Annotated in this window: 13 protein-coding genes, 2 tRNA genes and 1 pseudogene; 12 read left to right on the top strand and 4 right to left on the bottom strand. The window is 73.7% G+C overall.

Annotation, left to right across the window (positions count from 1 at the left end; translation table 11 throughout):
- Positions 1 to 371: 371 nt before the first annotated feature.
- Positions 372 to 680, top strand: a pseudogene (locus J7I94_RS32785) (tyrosine-type recombinase/integrase); the annotation flags it as partial.
- A gap of 161 nt (positions 681 to 841) precedes the next feature.
- Here the strand turns inward: J7I94_RS32785 and J7I94_RS32790 are convergent.
- Positions 842 to 1,711 (bottom strand): bifunctional DNA primase/polymerase, encoded by an 870-nt coding sequence (locus tag J7I94_RS32790; protein WP_215173102.1) that lies wholly within the window; start codon positions 1,709 to 1,711, stop codon positions 842 to 844.
- 357 nt (positions 1,712 to 2,068) lie between these two features.
- Between J7I94_RS32790 and J7I94_RS32795 the strand changes: the two genes are divergently transcribed.
- The 3 genes from J7I94_RS32795 to J7I94_RS32805 all read left to right on the top strand — a co-directional run bounded on the left by J7I94_RS32795 (position 2,069) and on the right by J7I94_RS32805 (position 5,124).
- The gene (locus J7I94_RS32795) at positions 2,069 to 2,395 is read left to right on the top strand and encodes a hypothetical protein (RefSeq protein WP_215173104.1); all 327 of its coding nucleotides are present in this window, start codon (positions 2,069 to 2,071) and stop codon (positions 2,393 to 2,395) included.
- 316 nt (positions 2,396 to 2,711) lie between these two features.
- Positions 2,712 to 3,296 (top strand): SigE family RNA polymerase sigma factor, encoded by a 585-nt coding sequence (locus tag J7I94_RS32800; RefSeq protein ID WP_215173106.1) that lies wholly within the window; start codon positions 2,712 to 2,714, stop codon positions 3,294 to 3,296.
- 151 nt (positions 3,297 to 3,447) lie between these two features.
- On the top strand, positions 3,448 to 5,124 hold the full coding sequence (locus tag J7I94_RS32805; RefSeq protein ID WP_215173109.1) for a long-chain fatty acid--CoA ligase: 1,677 nt from the start codon (positions 3,448 to 3,450) through the stop codon (positions 5,122 to 5,124).
- A 237-nt stretch (positions 5,125 to 5,361) separates the two neighbouring features.
- Here the strand turns inward: J7I94_RS32805 and J7I94_RS32810 are convergent, their stop codons facing one another.
- Positions 5,362 to 6,624: an MFS transporter gene (locus J7I94_RS32810; RefSeq protein ID WP_215173111.1), complete on the bottom strand. Its 1,263-nt coding sequence runs from the start codon at positions 6,622 to 6,624 to the stop codon at positions 5,362 to 5,364.
- Positions 6,625 to 6,755: 131 nt separating this feature from the next.
- On the opposite strand from J7I94_RS32810, the gene J7I94_RS32815 reads away from it, so the two are divergent.
- A complete protein-coding gene (locus J7I94_RS32815; protein WP_215173113.1) occupies positions 6,756 to 7,352 on the top strand; it encodes a TetR family transcriptional regulator in 597 nt (198 codons plus the stop codon).
- On the opposite strand, the gene J7I94_RS32820 is transcribed toward J7I94_RS32815, so the two are convergent.
- A complete protein-coding gene (locus J7I94_RS32820; protein ID WP_215173117.1) occupies positions 7,349 to 12,283 on the bottom strand; it encodes a PAS domain-containing protein in 4,935 nt (1,644 codons plus the stop codon). The genes J7I94_RS32815 and J7I94_RS32820 overlap by 4 nt on opposite strands.
- A 275-nt stretch (positions 12,284 to 12,558) precedes the next feature.
- Positions 12,559 to 13,077 (bottom strand): SSI family serine proteinase inhibitor, encoded by a 519-nt coding sequence (locus J7I94_RS32825; RefSeq protein ID WP_215173120.1) that lies wholly within the window; start codon positions 13,075 to 13,077, stop codon positions 12,559 to 12,561.
- 171 nt (positions 13,078 to 13,248) lie between these two features.
- Here J7I94_RS32825 and J7I94_RS32830 point away from each other — a divergent pair.
- The 7 genes from J7I94_RS32830 to J7I94_RS32865 all read left to right on the top strand — a co-directional run.
- Positions 13,249 to 13,339, top strand: a tRNA-Ser gene (locus tag J7I94_RS32830).
- A 199-nt stretch (positions 13,340 to 13,538) separates the two neighbouring features.
- Positions 13,539 to 13,611: transfer RNA gene (locus J7I94_RS32835), tRNA-Arg, on the top strand.
- Between the two features lie 85 nt (positions 13,612 to 13,696).
- Positions 13,697 to 14,371: a 1,4-alpha-glucan branching protein gene (locus J7I94_RS32840; RefSeq protein ID WP_215173122.1), complete on the top strand. Its 675-nt coding sequence runs from the start codon at positions 13,697 to 13,699 to the stop codon at positions 14,369 to 14,371.
- A gap of 151 nt (positions 14,372 to 14,522) precedes the next feature.
- Positions 14,523 to 15,605 (top strand): DUF2797 domain-containing protein, encoded by a 1,083-nt coding sequence (locus tag J7I94_RS38795; RefSeq protein ID WP_374198468.1) that lies wholly within the window; start codon positions 14,523 to 14,525, stop codon positions 15,603 to 15,605.
- A 117-nt stretch (positions 15,606 to 15,722) separates the two neighbouring features.
- Positions 15,723 to 16,463: a response regulator transcription factor gene (locus J7I94_RS32855; protein WP_215173125.1), complete on the top strand. Its 741-nt coding sequence runs from the start codon at positions 15,723 to 15,725 to the stop codon at positions 16,461 to 16,463.
- Complete coding sequence (locus J7I94_RS32860) at positions 16,460 to 18,070, top strand: cell wall metabolism sensor histidine kinase WalK (RefSeq protein ID WP_215173126.1); 1,611 nt, start codon at positions 16,460 to 16,462, stop codon at positions 18,068 to 18,070. The genes J7I94_RS32855 and J7I94_RS32860 overlap by 4 nt, the downstream gene beginning before the upstream one ends.
- A 50-nt stretch (positions 18,071 to 18,120) precedes the next feature.
- Positions 18,121 to 19,520: bifunctional glycosyltransferase family 2/GtrA family protein (locus J7I94_RS32865; RefSeq protein WP_251076098.1), on the top strand; the 1,400-nt coding region annotated here is incomplete at its 3' end.

Consider the following 19,520-nt stretch of genomic DNA (forward strand, 5'->3'; position numbering starts at 1 on the left):
ACGGCGGACGGGATGGGAGCTCCCTCGCGCACCCCTACGGGCCCGCAGCCGGCGACGGCGCCCTTCCATCCCGGTGCCGACCGATCCCCCGCCGGAGGCATCCGCTCTGACCGCACGCCGCTCTACGCGCTGATCAACTCCCGGTTCTTGGATCATCCGCCTGAGCGCGGCACGGGTACCGGCCGGGCTGGAGCGGGGCGGAGACAGGAGCGCAGGCCCGGCCGGGGGCCGGGTCGCGCGCGGTGAGCGGAGCGAGCCGCCTTGATCAAGTAGGGAAAGTTGTACCGCGCTCCTACAGATCGTTCTGGTAGTCGATGCGCACTGAGAATGCCTACTGGGTAGGCACACGGCGGCTACGCTGGTGTAGCTACACGTACTTCGACCCCGCCGTGACGGCGGCCGGGCTGACTGACGTCACGCCGCACGACCTCCGGGCCTCGCACGGCACGTGGGTCGCTGACCGGTACGGCGTGATGACCGCCGCGCATCGTCTCGGACACTCGAACGCGAGCGTTACCACCCGGCACTACGCCCGGCCCGTCGCCGGTCGTGATGACCAGGTCGCCGAAGCGGCGGACTCTTGGCTCGACGGGCACGACGGGAACGACCTCGCCCCTGGGGCACGTAGCGGGCACGAGGACGATGACGACGGCTCCGCCGGGGCGCTCGCACCCGTCTGACCTGCGGCGGAGTAGCACATCCGCCAAAACCTCGAAAGATCTTGAAAACCGTCGTGGCAGCGATGTCACCGTGGGTTCAAATCCCACACCCACCGCAGAGAGACGGCCCCTGACCAGGCAAGACGGTCGGGGGTCGTCCGTCGTTCGGCGGTGCGGGGACGTCAGGGCCGGTGCCCCGTCATGCGGGCCGCTGAGGTGAGGGTGGCTCGGGCCTCGGGTTCGGTGAGGCCGGTGTGGAGGGCCGCGTCGAGGAGGGCGTCGGTGAGGGTGGGGCCGAGGCCGTTCTCGTAGGCGCGGCAGGCTGCCCAGAACAGGCGGGTGTTGCGCTGGCCCTGGTGGGCGGAGCGGACGAACTGGACGAGGCCCTGGCCGTGGGCGGCGTCGGTGGAGGGCGTGGAGCGGCGGGTGCGGGGCGCGGGGAGCAGGAGGCGCAGGAGGGCGCGCGGGCAGGGTGCGGGCGCCAGGTGTGCGGTCCCGGGGGCGATGGCGTACGCGCCGTGCCGGGTGCGGGAGCCGGGGCCGACGAGGTAGCCGCCGGCGCCGCGGACGTCGATGCCCGGGGCGAGGCGGCCGGCCGAGTTGGGGACGGCGACGTCGGGCGGGCCGGTCAGCCAGAGGTGGCGGCCTCCGCTGGGGGTGAGGACGACCACCGTGGGCGGGATCGTGAACAGGTGCCGCAGGGCCAGTTCGCGCAGGGCGGTCGAGGAGTCCCCGTCCGGTTTCGTGTCCAGGTCTATGCCGATGAGGTGGTGCGGCGGCAGGCCGCAGGCGATGCCGTAGCCCGTGGCCCAGGGGGCGGCCGTGAACAGTTCGCGGATGCGGGCGGGGTCGGTGGAGGCGTCGTGGACCCCGTGGCCCGGACGTCCGCACTCGCCGCGGCAGGGGGCGGGTCCGCCGGGGTCCTCGCGGTGGGGGGAGCGCAGGGCCGGGAGCTTGGTCCGGGAGAGCGGGATGACGGCCAGTCCGCGTTCGGCGGCTGACAGGGCGTGTGCGAGGGCCGGCGTCGTGGCCTGCCGATGGGGGGTGGCCATGACTTTATTTTCGTATACGTGTTCGAGGAAGGGAAGGGGGGTGTGCGGGGCGCGCGGGTGCGGGGTGGCGGGGACGGCGGTGCCGGAACGCTTCACCTCTTGCGGCGTTTGGGGTGTTGCCGTCTCTCGTGTCCTGAGTGCGACGCAAGGGTGCAAAGGGGTTTATCTACTTGTCCTCACGCTTGAGGGCGAATCAGGGCTATGAGGGTGGTTCGCCGGTGATCCGATGGGCAACTCTGATCACGCGACGTCGTGCACGGAACCGGGGCGGATGGCCAACTGCCCTGGTGAAAAGGCTGGTTCAGGTACTTCTCGTGTCGCCGGCAGCGGCCGGTGCGCACCTTCAGGAGGAACAACATGGCAAGCATCCGTACCGCCCGCGTCATCGCCGCCGTCTCCGCCCTGCCGCTCGCCGCCGCCCTCTTCGCCGGCGTGGCCACCGCTGACAACGGCGCCTTCGCGGACGACGGATCGAACGCGACCGCCTCCGAGGCCTACGCCGGCGTCATCGGCAGCGGCGTCGGTGACGACAACAACGGCAACTCGGCGACCACCCAGCAGCAGGCGGTCGGCTCGGGCGCCTCGAACCAGAGCAACACCGCGCAGGTCGACGGCTCCGCGTTCACGGCCATCAACCAGGGCAACGAGAACGTCGCCGTCAACTTCACCCCGCTGTGGTGGTGAGCTGAGGGACCGGTGCGGGTGCGCTCACCGGCACCGGCCCGGTCCCTCCCTCCGAAGTGTGGGTGCTTCATGGGGTCGCAACACGTCGGCGCGGCGGTACTCCGGTACCGTCGCGCAGGCGTTTTCTCTCCGTCCGGCGCCCACTCTCCGGGCCCGTCCTCCGGGCCCACCCCCCAGGGGTGAACCCTCATCCGCCCTCCACCCCTCGTCCACCTACAGGAGGTGCGGCCGGCCCCGCCCCTACAACCTGAGGCGGAGCCCGCTTCGGGACCTGCGGGCGATCCGGGGGCGTACCCGTCGCTCATAGCGTTGAGACATGACCACACCCGTCTGCACCAGGGCTTCGGACGCCGCCAGGCCGGCGACGCAGACCTTGCCGTACCAGCCGTTCTCGTACCCGTCCTTCGCGTCGTACGTGAAGGCCCGGCAGCCGGTGCTGCTGCGCACCGCCCGGTCGCTGACCGCGAACCCCAGCGACGCGGAGGACCTGCTGCAGACCGCGCTCACCAAGACGTACGTCGCCTGGGAGCGGATCGAGGACCACCGCGCGCTGGACGGCTATGTCCGGCGGGCCCTGCTGAACACGCGGACGTCGCAGTGGCGCAAGCGCAAGGTCGACGAGTTCGCCTGCGACGAGTTGCCCGAGCCGGAGCCCGTGCCCGGCGGGAGCGACCCGGCCGAGCAGCAGGCGCTGCACGACGCGATGTGGCGGGCGATCCTGAAGCTGCCCGCCCGCCAGCGGGCGATGGTCGTCCTCAGGTACTACGAGGACCTCAGCGAGGCCCAGACGGCCGAAGTGCTCGGCGTCTCCGTCGGCACGGTGAAGTCGGCGGTCTCCCGCGCCCTGGGCAAGCTCCGCGAGGACCCCGAACTCCACCCTGAGCTGGGCATATCCCGGTGACCCGGGACACCGGAAAGGGCTGCTCCGGATGCCGGTGAGCGGCCGGGCGGGCCGCCCGGACCCGCTCCGCCGGTGATCGATCACCGGTACCTAGTGACATACCGCGCGGTACGTGCGCAGAATCAGCGCACCCCTTACCGCCGCGTAGGCAATGTCGCCCCGGGAGGTCACCGTGCTGAGCACGATGCAGGACGTACCGCTGCTCATTTCCAGGATCCTGACCCACGGGTCGACGGTCCACGGCACCTCTCGGGTGACCACCTGGACAGGCGACGGGGACCCGCACCGCCGTTCCTTCGCCGAGATCGGCGCCCGCGCCGCCCAGCTCGCGCACGCCCTGCGCGAGGACCTGGGGGTCGGCGACGACGACCGCGTCGGAACGCTCATGTGGAACAACTCCGAGCATGTCGAGGCATACTTCGCGATTCCCTCCATGGGTGCGGTCCTGCACACCCTCAATCTCCGCCTTCCGCCCGAACAGCTCGCCTGGATCGTGAACCACGCGGCCGACCGCGTCGTGATCACCAACGGCTCGCTGATCCCCCTGCTCGCCCCGCTGCTGCCGCACCTGAAGACGGTGGAGCACGTCATCGTCTCGGGGGCCGGCGACCGGACCCCGCTCGACGGAGCGTCCGCCCAGGTCCACGAGTACGAGGAGCTGATCGCCGGGAAGCCGGCCGCGTACGACTGGCCGGAGCTGGACGAGCGCGCGGCGGCGGCCATGTGCTACACCTCCGGCACGACCGGCGACCCCAAGGGCGTGGTGTTCAGCCACCGCAGCGTCTACCTGCACTCCATGCAGGTCAACACGGCCGAGTCGATGGGCCTGACCGACCAGGACACCTCCCTGGTGGTCGTACCGCAGTTCCACGTGAACGCGTGGGGGCTGCCGCACGCCACCTTCATGACCGGCGTGAACATGCTGATGCCGGACCGGTTCCTGCAGCCCGCGCCGCTCGCCCGGATGATCGAGGCAGAGCGGCCGACGCACGCCGCCGCCGTCCCCACCATCTGGCAGGGCCTGCTCGCCGAGCTGACCGCCCAGCCCCGGGACGTCTCGTCCCTCACCCAGGTGACCATCGGCGGTTCCGCCTGTCCGCCGTCGCTGATGGAGGCGTTCGACGCGCTGGGCATGCGGGTCTGCCACGCCTGGGGCATGACCGAGACCTCCCCGCTGGGCACGGTGGCCCGGCCGCCGGCCCACGCGATCGGTACGGACGAGGAGTTCGGCTACCGCCTCACCCAGGGCCGGTTCGCGGCCGGCGTCGAGGCCCGCCTCACCGGACCGGGCGGCGAACGCCTGCCCTGGGACGGCGAATCGGCCGGTGAGCTGGAGGTCCGGGGCCCGTGGATCGCCGGCGCCTACTACGGCGGACCGGCCGCCGAACCCCTCCGCCCCGCCGACAAGTTCAGCGCGGACGGCTGGCTGAAGACGGGCGACGTCGGCACCATCTCCCCCGACGGCTACCTCACCCTCACCGACCGCGCCAAGGACGTCATCAAGTCCGGCGGCGAGTGGATCTCGTCCGTCGAGCTGGAGAACGCGCTCATGGCCCATCCCGACGTCGCCGAGGCAGCGGTCGTCGCCGTACCCGACGACAAGTGGGGCGAGCGTCCGCTGGCCACGGTCGTCCTCCGGGAGGGCGCCGCGGCCGACTTCGAGACCCTGCGCGCCTTCCTCGCCGACGAGCGGGGGATCGCCAAGTGGCAGCTCCCGGAGCGCTGGACGGTGATCGAGGCGGTGCCGAAGACGAGCGTCGGCAAGTTCGACAAGAAGGTGCTGCGGCGGCGGTACGCGGCCGGGGAGCTGCCCGTCACGCGCCTGTGATGCCGGTAGGTGGCCGGGGAGCTGCCCGTCACGCGCCTGTGATGCCGGTAGGTGGCCGGGGAGCTGCCCGTCACGCGCCTGTGATGCCGGTAGGTGGCCGGGGAGCTGCCCGTCACCCGCCAGTGATGCCGGTACGCCGCCGGGGAACGGACCGTCACCCGCCAGCGATGTCGGTACGTGGCCGGAGACCGGTCCGTCACCGCCTGTGATGCCGGTACGCCGCCGGGGAACGGACCGTCACCCGCCGGTGACGCCCGTGGCCCGGCGCGGGCGCACCGCCGTCGTCGCCCAGCCCAGCACCAGCCACGCCCCGGCCACCGCGCACACGCCGCCCCAGCCCCAGTGGGTGAAGGCGGAGCCCGCGAGGGCCGAGGCCGTGGCGCCGCCCGCGAAGCCGGCCACGACGTAGGCCGTGTTGGCGGTGGCCGGGGCGGAGGTGGTGGTGAGGGCGAGGGTCTGGTTGGCGACGTGGGAGGCGACCAGGGCCACGTGCACCAGGACCGCCGCCGCGCACAGCGCCGCCATGACGTGACCGCCCAGCCAGAACAGCGGCACCGAGACGGCGGCGACGACGTACGCGGTCCGTACGACCCTGGCGGCGCCGAACCGGTCCACCAGCCCGCCCGCCAGCGGGGCGACGACACTCGCCGCCAGCCCGAAGAGGCCGAACAGCCCGGCCGCGGCGGTGGTCATGCCGTACCCGCCGTCCCCGTCCCCGGTCAGGAGCAGCGCCAGCGAGGTCCACATGGCGCTCCACGCGCCGTACATCCCCGCCTGGCGCACGCACGCGCGCCACAGGTCCGGCGAGCCGCGCAGCACCCCCGGCAGCGCGGCGAGCCCGGCGAACAGCGGTCCGCCGTGCCGGGGCGTCTCCCGGGGCAGGACGGCCGCGGTCGCCACGCCCAGCAGGGCGGTCAGGGCGGCGGCGCCGAGGAAGACCCAGCGCCAGCCGAAGGCCTGCCCGGCCAGCCCGCCGGCGACCCGCGCCGCCACGATGCCGGTGAACAGGCCCGCGATGACGGCCGCGACATGCCGGGCCCGGTGGTGGGCGGGGGCGCGCTGGGCGACCAGCGGGACGAGGAGCTGCGGTACGACGGTGGCGGCCGAGGCGACCAGGACGGCGCCGGCCAGGGCGTACGTCCCGTTGGTCGCCGCGCCGGCGACCAGGGCAGCGGCGGCGGCCAGGGTCAGGACGGCGACCAGCCGGCGCCGGTTGACCCGGTCCCCGAGCGGGGCGAAGAAGAGCAGGCCGGCCGCGTAGCCGAACTGCGCGACCGAGGCGAGCCAGGCCACCGCCGAGGGGGTGGAGCCGAAGTCGCGGGCGATGAGGGGGAGCAGCGGGGCCGCGATGTAGATGTTGGCGGCCGTGGCGGCGGTGCAGACGGCTATCAGGGGGAGGAAGAGGCGGGAGCGGAGGGCGGGCCGCTGCTGTACGGGCGCGTCACGGACCTTGCCGTCGGCCGGGGCCCGGGTTGTCGGTGCTGCTGGTGACGACGACATGGGAGGACGTACTCCTTCACGCACTCGCGACTAACTAACTGGTTGGTTGGAGCCAACCACCGGAGTCTGCGACGCATTCCCGACCGGTGTCAACCAAACAGTTGGTTACCGCGTCCGGCTACCCTGGGCTCATGGCAGCAAGGGACCCCGAGGCCACCAAGGCCCGGATCTTCGAGGCGGCGGTGGCGGAGTTCGCCGCGCACGGTGTCGCGGGCGCCCGCATCGACCGCATCGCGGCCGAGGCCAAGGCCAACAAGCAGCTCATCTACGCCTACTACGGCAACAAGACGGAGCTGTTCGCGACCGTCCTCGAGCACAAGATGGTCGACCTGGCCGGCTCGGTCCCGTTCGACCCGGACGACATCGAGGGCTGGGTCGACCGCCTGATGGACTACCACGCCGCCCACCCCGAACTGCTGCGCCTGCTCTTCTGGGAGGGCCTGGAGTACGGCGCCGCCGAACTCCCCCACGAGGCCGAACGCCAGGAGCACTACGCCCGCAAGGTCGCCGCCGTACGGGACGGCCAGCGGCGCGGGGTGGTCACCGACGCGATCCCCGCCTCCGACCTGCTCTTCCTGCTGGTCGCGATGACCAACTGGGCGATGGTCGTCCCCCAGATGAAACGCATCCTGGTCGGCGGCGAGACCCCCGACGCCGCCCGCCTGCGCGACTCCATCAAGGAGGCGGCGCGCAGGATCGTCGCGGTCGGCGCGGGCGACAGGCCCTAGTTGGTCCCGATCCGGGCGAGCAGTTCCACGATCCGGGCCTGCACCTCGGGGCTGGTGGACCGCTCCGCCAGGAACAGCACCGTCTCGCCCGAGGCCAGCCGCGGCAGGTCGGCCTGGTCGACGGCGGCGGTGTAGACGACGAGCGGGGTGCGGTTGAGCTGCCCGTTCGCCCGCAGCCAGTCGATGATGCCGGCGAATCCGGCGCCCGGCTCCCGGCGCTGGGTGCGCATCAGGTCCATCACGACCAGGTTCGGCCGGAACTGCCCCGCCAGCGCCACCGCGTCCGCGTCGCTCGCGGCCCGCGCCACCTGCATCCCGCGCCGCTCCAGCGTCGCCGTCAGCGCCAGCGCGATCTCCGCGTGCTCCTCGATCAGCAGCACCCGCGGCGGATGCTGCTCACTGTCCCGGGGCGCGAGCGCCTTGAGGAGTACGGCGGGATCGGCACCGTAGGCGGCGTCCCGCGACGCCTGCCCCAGCCCGGCCGTGACCATCACCGGCACCTCGGCCGCGACGGCCGCCTGCCGCAGCGACTGGAGGGCGGTCCGGGTGATCGGCCCGGTCAGCGGGTCCACGAACAGCGCGGCGGGGAACGCCGCGATCTGCGCGTCGACCTCCTCGCGCGAGTGCACGATGACCGGCCGGTAGCCGCGGTCGCTCAGCGCCTGCTGCGTACTGACGTCCGGCGCGGGCCACACCAGCAGCCGGCGCGGGTTGTCCAGCGGCTCCGGGGGCAGCTCGTCGTCCATCGGCTGCGGACGCGGCGGGTCGGCCACCTCCACGGCACCGCCGGGCCCGTCCAGCGGCTCGGGCCCCTCGGCGGCGTTCTTGTCCGGTGCCCCTATGGCGTACGACCGCCCGGTGCCCTCGGTCGGCTGCCCGATCCTGGGCGGCTGCGGGTGCGGCCGGGCCGCCGTCCCCTGCGCTCCCTGCTCCGGGTGTCCGGCGGCCGGGTCGGGCGGCGTACCGAGCTTGCGGCGGCGGCCGGAACCGTTCGGGTGGTGCGGGGCGGGCGTGGCCGTCGGCTGCTGCACCTGGGCGGCCTGCCGGTTGAACGGCACGCCCTGCCCCAGCGTCCGCACGCTGATCGCCCGGCCCTGCGTCGAGTCCGGATCGACCGGGGCGGCGGCCTCGGCGGGCAGCGGCTGCGCCGCCCGGGGCACGTTCTCCGGCGGCAGCGGGGTGCCCCGCCCGGAGGTGACGGAGGACTCCGCGGCGTTCGGGGACGCGGGGGCCTGGTGCGGTACGGGGAGGCCGGCGCCGGACGTGTCACCGACGGCGGGCCACGACTGCGGCCGGCCGGGGCCGTCCTGCTGCGGGACCTGCGTCCGGGCGTGCGCCTGCGCCTGCGCCGGTACGTGCGCTTGCGCCGGAGCGGGCGCGGCGGCCGGCACGGATGCTTGGGGCTGGTGCTGCGGCTGGGGCAGGGGCTGACCGACCCCGGACTGCGCCCCGGCCGGGTCCGCCGCGGCCTCCGCCGGGTCCAACGCCTCCGGCGGCGTCCCGACCGCCCGGCGACGACGGCCCGTCGGCGCGGTGGTGGGGTGCGGCTGCGGCGGGGTGTGGTCCTCGGCCTGATCCTGCGGGACGGCGTCGTGCCGACCACCGTCCACCGGTACGTCGACGGGCCCGGGCGGAGGGGCGACCGGGGCGTGGGCGGGAGCGAGTACGGGGGGCTGGCCAGGGGGCGGTACGGGAGTCTGACCTGAGGCCGGTACGGCGGGCAGGCCCGGGGCCTGGATCGGCATCTGCCCGGGGACCTGAACCGGGATCTGACCGCCCGCGGGCGGGACGGGCGTCCGGGCGGGGGCCGGGGCCTGGGCCGGCGGCTGTCCTGGAATCGGCACCGCGGACCGGCCCGCAGCCGGTACGGGGGTCTGACCGGGGGTCGGTACGGCGGGCCGGCCCGGGGCCTGGGTCGGCATCTGCCCGGGGACCTGAACCGGGGCCGGGGCTTGGGCCGGGACTTGACCGGCGGCCGGTACCGGGGCCTGACCGGCGGCCGGTACCGAGAGCTGCCCCGGAACCTGTTCCGCGGCCGGCACCGGCATGTGGCCCGCAGCCGGCACCGGCACCTGACCCGGCACCTGACCCGGCACCTGACCCGGCACCTGTCCCGCACCCGCACCGGCACCCGATCCCGTACCCGGCATCGAAGCCTGCCCAGCCCCCGGAGCCACAGGAGCCCCCGGAGCCCCTGCCCCAGGAGTCCCCTGAGCCCCTGCCCCAGGAGTCCCCTGAGCCACAGGTGCCCCCAGAGCCACAGGACTCCCCGGAGTCACAGAAACCCCCGAGGCCACAGAAGTGCCGTGAGTCCCCAACGCGCCAGCAACGCCTGATGCACCCGAAGCCCCTGAAGCCCCTGAAGCACCCGGAGCCCCCGAGGCGCCCAGCGCCCCCGCCGCCCCCGAGGCGCCCAGCGCCCCCGCCGCCCCAGGAGCCACAGCCTGCTGTCCGCTCACCGGCGCGGCCGGGCGGTCCGCCTCGGCCGGGGGCAGGGCGAAGACCTGCCGGGGGCCCGCCTCCTGCGCGGCGGCGCGCTCGGCTGCCGAGGCCAGGGCCCGGCGCCGGCGTCCGGTCGGCTGGTCCGCCTCGGCCTGCGCGGCGGCCTCGCCGCCCTGCGCGGGAAGCGCCGGCGGCAGCGCGTGCTGTGCACCGTCGGCGCCCAGGGCGCGTCGGCCGGAAGCCTCGGGGGCGGGAGCCCCCTGCGCCGGCGCGGGAACCCCGCTCGGCGGAACCGTCCCGCCCAGGTTGTTGCCCGTGGCCGCGGTCCCGGCGGCGTGCTCGGCGGCGGTGACGACGGCACCCTCGGAGACCCCGGGAAGCCCGGTGGCCGCCTCCAGGGCGGCCGGACCGCCGCCCGCGTCCTCGGCGGGCCGCCCGCGTCGCCGCCCGGTGCCGCCGGACCCCTCGGCCGGAGCCGGGGCCGGTGCCGGTGCCGGGAGCGGCGCCGGTGCCGCCTCGGGCTCCGCAGCCGCGCGGCGCCTGCGCCGGCCGGTCGGCGTGCCGGCATCCGCCGCCCCGTCGCCCCCGGCGGGACCCCCGACCTCGCTCTCCAGGAAGGCGTCGACCGAGGCCCGCCGGGCCCGTCGCCGCCCGCCGCCGCCCGGTCCCTGCTCACCGGGCACGGTCCCGTCCGACCCAGGAACCGGACCGTCCTGCACCGCTTCCTGCACCGCTTCCTGCGCGGCCTCCGACACCGGCGCCGCTTCCGGCACCGCGACGACCCCGCCAGGAGCCGGAGCGGAGGCCGGAACGGCCCCCGCCCCGCCCCCGATCGGCACTTCGAGGACGTACGCGCTGCCGCTCATCCCCGGCACCTCGTGCGTCTGGAGCACGCCGCCGTGCGCCCGCACGATCCCGCGGACGATCGGCTCGTGCACCGGGTCCCCGCCGGCGTACGGCCCGCGCACCTCGATGCGCACGACCTCGCCGCGCTGGGCGGCGGCCACCACGACCGTGTTGTCCATGTAACCGCCCGCCGAGACGGGCGCGTTGCCGGTCGCGTCGACCCCGGCCACGTCGGCGACGAGGTGGGCGAGCGCGGTGGCGAGCAGCCGGGCGTCGACCTCGGCCTCGATGGGCGGCGCGTGCACGGCGAACTGCACCCGCCCCGGCCCGACCAGCTCCACGGCCCCGTCGACCCCGGCCGCGACGACCGCGTCGAGCATGACCTTCGTACGGGTCACCCCGCCGCCCCCGCCGCCCTCGGCGTCGAGCCGCTGGTACCCCAGTACGTTGTCGATGAGGGTGGTGATTCGGGAGTAGCCCGCCGAGAGGTGGTGCAGCACCTGGTTGGCCTCGGGCCACAGCTGGCCGGCGTCGTCGGAGGCGAGGGCGCCCAGCTCCCGCCGCAGCTCCTCCAGCGGGCCGCGCAGGGACGTGCCGAGCAGCGTCAGGAGCTGTTCGTGCCGGGCGGAGAGGGCCTCGTAGCGGTCCTTCTCGCGCTCGCCGAGGGCGGCGTACCGCTCCTCGTTGGCGGCCAGCGCCTCCTCGTGCTTCTCGGTCAGCTCCTCCAGCTCGGCCACGTGCCGCTGGCGCAGCGCGGTCAGCTCGGAGGCGTGCTCCTCGGCGAGCCGCTCCAGCTCCTCGGCGTGGCGCCGGTCCGCCTCCTCCTTCTCCTGCACCAGCGCGTCGAGGGGCCGCCGGTCGGTGAAGGTCATCACGGCGCCGACGAGCTGGTCGCCGTCCCGGACGGGGGCGGTGGTGAGGTCGACCGGCAACGGGTCGCCGCTCTTGGTGAACACCACCTGCCCGCGCACCCGGTGCTTGCGCCCGGAGCGCAGGGTGTCGGCGAGCGGCGACTCGTCGTACGGGAAGGGGGAACCGTCGGCGCGGGAGTGCAGGACGAGGGTGTGCAGCTCGCGTCCGCCGAGGTCGCTGGCGCGGTAGCCGAGGGTCTGGGCGGCGGCCGGGTTGACGAGGACGATCCGCCCGTCGGTGTCCGTGCCGACGACGCCCTCGGACGCGGCCCGCAGGATCATCTCGGTCTGCCGCTGCGAGCGGGCCAGCTCCGCCTCGGTGTCGACGGTGCCGGACAGGTCGCGGACGACGAGCATCAGAAGTTCGTCGCCGGGATAGCCGTAGGCGTCGTACGCCTGCTGGCCGGAGTCGAGGTTGGCGCTGGCGACCTCGACGGGGAACTCGGAGCCGTCCGTCCGTCGCGCCACCATGCGGGTCGGCTTGGTCCGTGCCCGGGGATCTACGTGGTCGGGGCGCCGCATGGAGCCGGGGATGAGCTTGGAGTCGAACTCCGGGAGCAGGTCCAGCAGCCCGCGTCCGACCAGCGCGGTGCCGGGCGCCTCGAAGGCCTCCAGCGCGATGGTGTTCGCGTTGACGACGGTTCCGTTGGCGTTGACCAGGACCAACGCGTCCGGCAGCGCGTCCAGTATGGCTGCGAGGCGAGCAGCGCCCCGGGATGGCCTGCCGCTCACGAAACGCCTTCCTCCCTGTTACCGCACCTTGCCGACCGCTCGGGCCATCTTGCCAACCGGCCCGCGGCGTGTCACCCGAGGGAGTCTAAGGGCTGAGGTCCCGCCCGCGGCGCCGGATGCGAGGGACGCCGTACGTCGAAGTGACGGAGAACGCGTGTCCGTACGCCCTGACGTCGCGGGACCTTTGCGAGACCTTCGCGGAACCGTTCCGCTCCCTGTCCCCGGCCTGTACCGGCGCTCCGGGCGTGTCCCGGAGCGCGCTCGGGAGACGGGTGTCAGGAGGCGGCCGGTCCCAGGTCGGGCAGGAGCGGGACCAGCCGGTTCCAGCGGGCGATCCGGCAGCCGTCGCGCCGGTCGTACGTGGCGTCGACGCGCTGCCCGGCCCAGACGCCGGTGACGTGGGCGGTGGCCGGGCCGCCGTACTGCATGGTGCAGAAACTGCCCTCGGGGACGGGGGCGAAGGCGTCCTGGCCCGCCCGGGTGCTCCGGTCGACGGCGGCGCAGGCGCCGGCCGGGTCGGGGTGGCTGCCGCGGCCGGGACGGCAGTACAGCTCGTACGTCCCGTCCTTGCCCGCGCCCGCGTCCCGGACGGTGATCGTCAGGTGGTGGGCGCGGTCCTCGTCCCGGACCGGCGGCGGGGCGAAGCGGCCGGCGGGGGAGGCGGGGACGGCGGGGGTGGGGGCGGCGGCCGGGCCGGCCGGAGCGGTGGCCGCGGCGGTGGGCGCGGCGGACAGGGACGCGAGGGCGGCGGCGCAGAGGGCGGTGGCGCCCAGGAAGCGGGTGACCTGGAACATGGCCTGTTCAACGCGTCAACCCGCCGGACGTTGCGCTCCCCCTGCCGACGGTAAGGGCTTTGCCCTGCGGGGCGCCCGCCTAGTACCGTGGGAGCCGATTGGTGACACCGCACTCGGCTGTGTCATCATCGGCAAGCACCGCTCGCGCTCACGCGAGAGGATGTGTTGTCTGGAGGCGTCGCCTAGTCCGGTCTATGGCGCCGCACTGCTAATGCGGTTTGGGTCTTAAAGCCCATCGAGGGTTCAAATCCCTCCGCCTCCGCACAAGAACACGAAGCCCCGGCTCCCGGCCGGGGCTTCGTCGTGTGCCCCGTGCCCTGGTGGTGCGCGTTCTCGCAGGTCACAAGGGGTGGGGGGAACGGATTTCACATGACGGCGGCAGTCATGTAATGTTCTTCCTGTCGCCGCGAGCGGGCCGAAAGGACGAAAGCGGAGACGACAACAGAACAACAGCAAGACAAGCACTCGTAGCTTAACGGATAGAGCATCTGACTACGGATCAGAAGGTTGCAGGTTCGAATCCTGCCGAGTGCACAGCAGATCAGAGGCCCCGTGGATCAGTCCACGGGGCCTCTGGCGTGCGTCCTGCGTCCTACGTCCTACGGAAGGGAATCCGGGCATGGCCGTCATCCACCGCACCGTCCTCAAGCCCACCAAGCTGGAGTTGCTCGGTTCCTGGCTGCCGTCCCGGCCCTGGTACCGCGGCGGCGCGGGCGAACCGGAACTGGCCAAGGCCGGTGGTTTCCGGCTGGACGACCCGCAGGGCGCGGTCGGGATCGAGTTCATGGTGGTCACCGGGGCCTCCGGTCCCGGTCCGGTCACCTACCTGATGCCGCTCACCTATCGCGGCGCCCCGCTCGACGGGGCGGACCACGCCCTCGTCGGCACGGCGGAGCACGGGGTGCTGGGGCGCCGCTGGGTCTACGACGGCTGCCACGATCCGGTGCTGCTCGCTCAGTTGACGGCGCTGATCGAGGGCCGGGTCGGGGCCCAGGACCAGAACATCAGCGACACCCCGGACCTGGAGATCACCCGCTCCTACGCCGGCGCGGGCCTCGCTCCCGCCGACTTCACCGTCGAGGCCGTCAAGGCCGTCGACGACCAGGAGGGCACCGAGCTGTCCACGCCGTACGGCACGACCCTGCGCCTCCACCGGGTGCTGCGCCCCGCCCAGGACGACGCGCCCCTCCTCCCTCCGGACGCGGCCGGTCATGTCGCCGGCTCCTGGCGCCTGCCGGACGGCACGCGTTCCCGGGGGCTGTTCGCCGTCCTGCGCACCGGGCTTCGCGGCTAGCTCCACCCCCGCACCCGGACCCGCCCCCGGACCCGCACCCGCCCCCGGACCCGCACCCGCCCCCGGATCCGGACCCGCACCCGCACCCGCCCCCGGACCCGGAGTCCGAGGTCGGCGGCGTTGTCAGTGGTGCCCTCTACTCTCGTCAGAGATGGCACGGATGTGGCGGTGCACAGGGCTCCGGTGGTCGGCGCAGGGGCCCGTGCTGGGCTGGGACGGTGGGCGGCGCACCGCGCTGACCTGGGGGAAACGGGTGGCCTTCAAGGTCGCGGAAGGGGAAGGGGGTGGGCGGACGTGTGGCGGAGCGCGGGGGAACGCCTGCCCGCTGGGGGCGGCCGTACCGGGGCGGAGTACGGGGGGCCGGTGCGAGGAGTGCGCGCGGCTGGACCGGGCGCACTCCGTGGCCGCCGACACGGTCGCGGACGATCCGCGTCCGTACCGGGTGTACCTGGCGTGGTTCGGGCCGGGGCTCGTGAAGGTGGGGATCACCGCGCAGGAGCGCGGACCGGCCCGGTTGCTGGAACAGGGGGCGGTCTGCTTCAGCTGGCTGGGCAGCGGGCCGCTGATGGCCGCCCGGCGCAGTGAAGAGCTGCTGCGGACCGCCCTGCGGGTGCCCGACCGGATTCCGTACGCCCACAAGCGCGCCGTGCGGGCGGTGCTGCCGGGGACGGAGGCGGAGCGCGCGGCGGAGATCGAGGAGCTGCACGGGCGGGCGGTGGGGCTGGGCGGCTGGCCCGAGTCGTTGACGCCGGAGCCGTTCCGGGCTGTGGATCATGTACGGGTGTTCGGGCTGGGGGGAGAGTCCGGCGCGGCGGCTGTGGCCGGGACGTCCGGTGCGGCGGCGATGGCGTCCGGTGTCGCGGCTGGGGCGAGGGCGTCCGGTGTCGCGGCCGGGGTGGGGGAGCCGGGTGCCGAGGCTGGGGCGGGGGCATCCGGTGCCGGAAGCGGGGCCGGGGCGGCGGCGTCCCGTGCCGGGGTCGTCGGAGAGGTGACCGAACTGGTCGGGGGAGGGACGGTCAGTGGTGAGCTGGTGGCGGCCGCCGGGCCGGATCTGCATCTGGCGACGGAGCGCGGGGTCGTCGTACTGGATACCCGGCTGATGACCGGCTGGGGGCTGGGGCCGGCCGGCGGCGACGAGCGGTTCGACGTACCGGTGCGGGCGCTGCGGGCGCTGCGGGCGTTGCCGTCCTCGCGGGCGGTGGCGGGCGGGGTACGGCAGGACGGGCTGTTCTGACCCGCGTGACCCGTGTGCCGGGAGCTTGTGCGGCTTCCTGAGAGGTGTCTGTGTTTCTCAGAGAAATCACAGGTTGGGGAAAGCATGTTCTCAGAGGCTCCCGACATGGTGTGAAGCATGACCACGACCTCGCCCCAGGGGCGCACCGAACTGCTGAGGCCGGACGGGAGCCCCGTCCGAGTGCTTGTGGTGGACGACGAGTTGTCGATCACCGAGCTGTTGTCCATGGCCCTGCGTTATGAAGGCTGGCAGATCCGCAGTGCCGGGGACGGGCAGGGCGCGATCCAGATCGCGCGCGAGTTCCGTCCCGACGCCGTGGTGCTGGACATGATGCTGCCGGACATGGACGGGCTGAGCGTGCTCGGCCGGCTGCGCCGCGAGCTGCCCGACGTGCCGGTGCTGTTCCTGACCGCGAAGGACGCGGTCGAGGACCGTATCGCCGGGCTGACGGCTGGCGGGGACGACTACGTCACCAAGCCGTTCAGCCTGGAGGAGGTCGTCGCACGGCTGCGCGGGCTGATCCGGCGCTCCGGTGCGGCCGACCGCCGGTCCGACTCCGTGCTCGTGGTCGGTGACCTCACCCTGGACGAGGACAGCCACGAGGTGACGCGGGGCGGGGACAACATCCACCTCACCGCCACCGAGTTCGAGCTGCTGCGCTTCCTCATGCGCAACCCGCGGCGCGTGCTCAGCAAGGCGCAGATCCTCGACCGGGTGTGGTCCTACGACTTCGGCGGCCAGGCCAACGTCGTCGAGCTGTACATCTCCTACCTGCGGCGCAAGATCGACGCCGGCCGCGAGCCGATGATCCACACGCGGCGCGGCGCCGGTTACCTGATCAAGCCCGCGGTGTCATGACGGGCCGGCGACCGCGCCGGCGCCCGCGTCGCCCGCGTCCGCGCACCCTGCGGACGCGGCTCGTCGTCGCGTCGGTGGCGCTGATCGCGGTCGTGTGCGCGGTGATCGGCAGTGTGACCACGCTGGCGCTGCGGTCGCACCTGTACGAGCAGCTGGACGGACAGCTCAGCGAGGTCGCCATGCGGGCCTCGGGCGACTTCACACCGCCGGGCGGCCCGAAGGACGGGGACAAGGGCGGCGTCACCGGCGGCGGCATCGGCGGCGGCAACCAGAAGCTCGATGAGCAGCCCGATGTCACCGAGTTCGTCTCCGAGGGCCCGCAGCCCTCCGGAACCATCGCGGGCAAGGTCGTCGACGGCGAGATCACGGAGGCCGCGTACGGCAAGAAGTCCGACGAGGACCTGTCGCTGAACGGCAAGGAGCTGGACAGCGCGCAGATCGCCGCGCTCGCCTCGGTCGCCCAGGACAACAACAAGCACACCGTGGAGATCCCCGGCCTCGGCGACTACCGCGTCACCTACAAGTCGGGTCCCAGCGGCGCGTACTACGTCGCCATCCCGACCGCCGAAGTCGACAACACCATCAACACCCTGATCCTCGTCGAGGTGAGCGTCACCGTCGCCGGCCTGATCGCCGCCTCGCTCGCCGGCCTGATCATCGTCGGCGTCGCCACCCGCCCCCTGCGCAAGGTCGCCGCCACCGCCACCCGCGTCTCCGAACTCCCCCTGCACACCGGCGAGGTCAACCTCAACGAGCGGGTCCCGGAGTCCGAGTGCGACCCGCACAGCGAGGTCGGCCGGGTCGGTGCCGCGCTCAACCGGATGCTCGACCATGTGCACGGCGCCCTGCACGCCCGCCAGGAGAGCGAGACGCGGGTGCGGCAGTTCGTCGCGGACGCCAGCCATGAGCTGCGTACCCCGCTCGCCTCCATCCGCGGGTACGCCGAACTCACCCGCCGGGGACGCGAACAGGTCGGCCCCGACACCCGGCACGCGCTGGGCCGGATCGAGTCCGAGGCCGGGCGGATGACCCTGCTCGTCGAGGACCTCCTCCTCCTGGCCCGGCTGGACGCGGGACGGCCCCTGCAGTTCGAGCAGACCGACCTCGTCCCCCTCGTCGTGGACACCGTCAGCGACGCCCGCGCGGCCGGCATGGACCACAACTGGCGCCTCGAACTGCCCGACGAACCGGCCCTGGTCTCGGCGGACGCCGCCCGGCTCCAGCAGGTGCTGGTCAACCTGCTCGGCAACGCCCGCAACCACACCCCGCCCGGTACGACGGTCACCGCCCGGGTGCGCCGGCAAGGACCGTGGCTGTGCCTGGACATCGAGGACAACGGGCAGGGCATCCCGCCCGAGTTGCTGCCGCACGTCTTCGAACGGTTCGCACGCGGCGACTCCACCCGCTCCCGGTCCACCGGTTCGACCGGCCTGGGCCTGGCCATCGTGCAGGCCGTGTCGACCGCGCACGGCGGCGCGGTGACCGTGGACAGCGTGCCCGGACGGACGGTGTTCACCGTCTATCTGCCCGCGCTTCCCGTCCCGGCCGCCCCCGTTGCCGCCCGGCCCGACCCCCGGACAAACTGGGCATCGCACTCACAGGTGTAACACAGCGCCACCACACGGGCGCGACAGGGCAGTTGAGAAGAGTCGGTGCCATGCGAACCGACTCTTCTCCGGGCACCCTGCCGGCGCGGGAGCACCTCCCGGCCGCGGGGGCCGGTACGCCTGTCCTGGACGTAGTGATCCCCGTCTACAACGAGGAGAAGGACCTCCAGCCCTGCGTGCGCAGACTGCACGAGCACCTCGCGCGCACCTTCCCCTACGCCTTCCGCATCACCATCGCGGACAACGCGTCCACGGACACCACCCCGCAGGTCGCCGCGCGGCTGGAGGCGGAGCTGGCGGAGGTACGGTCCTTCCGGCTGGAGCAGAAGGGCCGCGGCCGGGCCCTCAGGACCGTCTGGTCGGCGTCCGACGCCCCGGTCCTCGCCTACATGGACGTCGACCTGTCCACCGACCTCAACGCGCTGCTGCCGCTGGTGGCCCCGCTGATCTCCGGTCACTCGGACCTGGCGATCGGCTCCCGGCTGGCCCGTTCCTCCCGGGTGGTGCGCGGCGCCAAGCGGGAGTTCATCTCCCGCTCCTACAACCTCATCCTGCGCGGTTCGCTCCAGGCCCGCTTCTCCGACGCGCAGTGCGGGTTCAAGGCCATCCGCCGGGACGTCGCCCAGGTGCTGCTGCCGCTGGTGGAGGACACCGGCTGGTTCTTCGACACCGAGATGCTGGTGCTCGCCGAGCGGGCGGGGCTGCGCATCCACGAGGTCCCGGTCGACTGGGTCGACGACCCCGACTCCACCGTGCACATCGTCAAGACGGCGACCGACGACCTCAAGGGCGTCTGGCGGGTGGGGCGGGCGCTGGCCACCGGTTCGCTGCCGCTGGACCGGCTGGCCCGGCCGTTCGGGGACGACCCGCGCGACCGCGACCTGGCCGGCGTACCGCGCGGACTGGCCCGCCAGCTCGTCGGGTTCTGCGTCGTCGGCGCCCTGTCCACCCTCTTCTACCTGCTGCTCTACAGCGGCTTCCGGACCTTCTGCGGCTCGCAGATCGCCAACGCCCTCGCCCTGCTGGTCTCGGCGGTCGCCAACACCGCCGCCAACCGCAGGCTCACCTTCGGGGTGCGCGGCCGGGGCGGTGCCGTACGGCACCAGGCGCAGGGGCTGGTCGTCTTCGGCATCGGCCTGGTTCTCACCAGCGGTTCGCTCGCCGCGCTGAACGCGGCCACGGACGGCGCGGCGCACTCCACCGAGCTGGCGGTGCTCATCGCCGCCAACCTCGCGGCCACGGTGCTGCGGTTCCTGCTCTTCCGGGCATGGGTCTTCCCGGACCGGCAGGACGAGCCCCAGCCCCAGCCCTCCTTCCAGTCCCCGTTCCAGGCCCAGCCGTCCACCGTCGTCGCCGCGCACACGCCGGCCGCCGACGCCTCCGGCCCGTACGGCCACCCGCCCCTGCCGCACCGGCCCACGGCACCGGCCTCGACGGCACCGCAGCCGAC

This window comes from Streptomyces sp. ISL-12 (genome assembly GCF_018614415.1).
Taxonomy (GTDB): Bacteria; Actinomycetota; Actinomycetes; order Streptomycetales; family Streptomycetaceae; genus Streptomyces.

Excerpts from the sequence above, each read along its gene's own strand:
- J7I94_RS32855 (WP_215173125.1), top strand. The coding sequence starts at position 15,723 with ATGACCACGACCTCGCCCCAGGGGCGCACCGAACTGCTGAGGCCGGAC.
- J7I94_RS32805 (WP_215173109.1), top strand. The coding sequence starts at position 3,448 with ATGTCGCCCCGGGAGGTCACCGTGCTGAGCACGATGCAGGACGTACCG.
- J7I94_RS32800 (WP_215173106.1), top strand. The coding sequence starts at position 2,712 with ATGACCACACCCGTCTGCACCAGGGCTTCGGACGCCGCCAGGCCGGCG.
- J7I94_RS32815 (WP_215173113.1), top strand. The coding sequence starts at position 6,756 with ATGGCAGCAAGGGACCCCGAGGCCACCAAGGCCCGGATCTTCGAGGCG.
- J7I94_RS32795 (WP_215173104.1), top strand. The coding sequence starts at position 2,069 with ATGGCAAGCATCCGTACCGCCCGCGTCATCGCCGCCGTCTCCGCCCTG.
- J7I94_RS38795 (WP_374198468.1), top strand. The coding sequence starts at position 14,523 with ATGGCACGGATGTGGCGGTGCACAGGGCTCCGGTGGTCGGCGCAGGGG.
- J7I94_RS32860 (WP_215173126.1), top strand. The coding sequence starts at position 16,460 with ATGACGGGCCGGCGACCGCGCCGGCGCCCGCGTCGCCCGCGTCCGCGC.
- J7I94_RS32810 (WP_215173111.1), bottom strand. The coding sequence starts at position 6,624 with ATGTCGTCGTCACCAGCAGCACCGACAACCCGGGCCCCGGCCGACGGC.
- J7I94_RS32790 (WP_215173102.1), bottom strand. The coding sequence starts at position 1,711 with ATGGCCACCCCCCATCGGCAGGCCACGACGCCGGCCCTCGCACACGCC.
- J7I94_RS32840 (WP_215173122.1), top strand. The coding sequence starts at position 13,697 with ATGGCCGTCATCCACCGCACCGTCCTCAAGCCCACCAAGCTGGAGTTG.
- J7I94_RS32825 (WP_215173120.1), bottom strand. The coding sequence starts at position 13,077 with ATGTTCCAGGTCACCCGCTTCCTGGGCGCCACCGCCCTCTGCGCCGCC.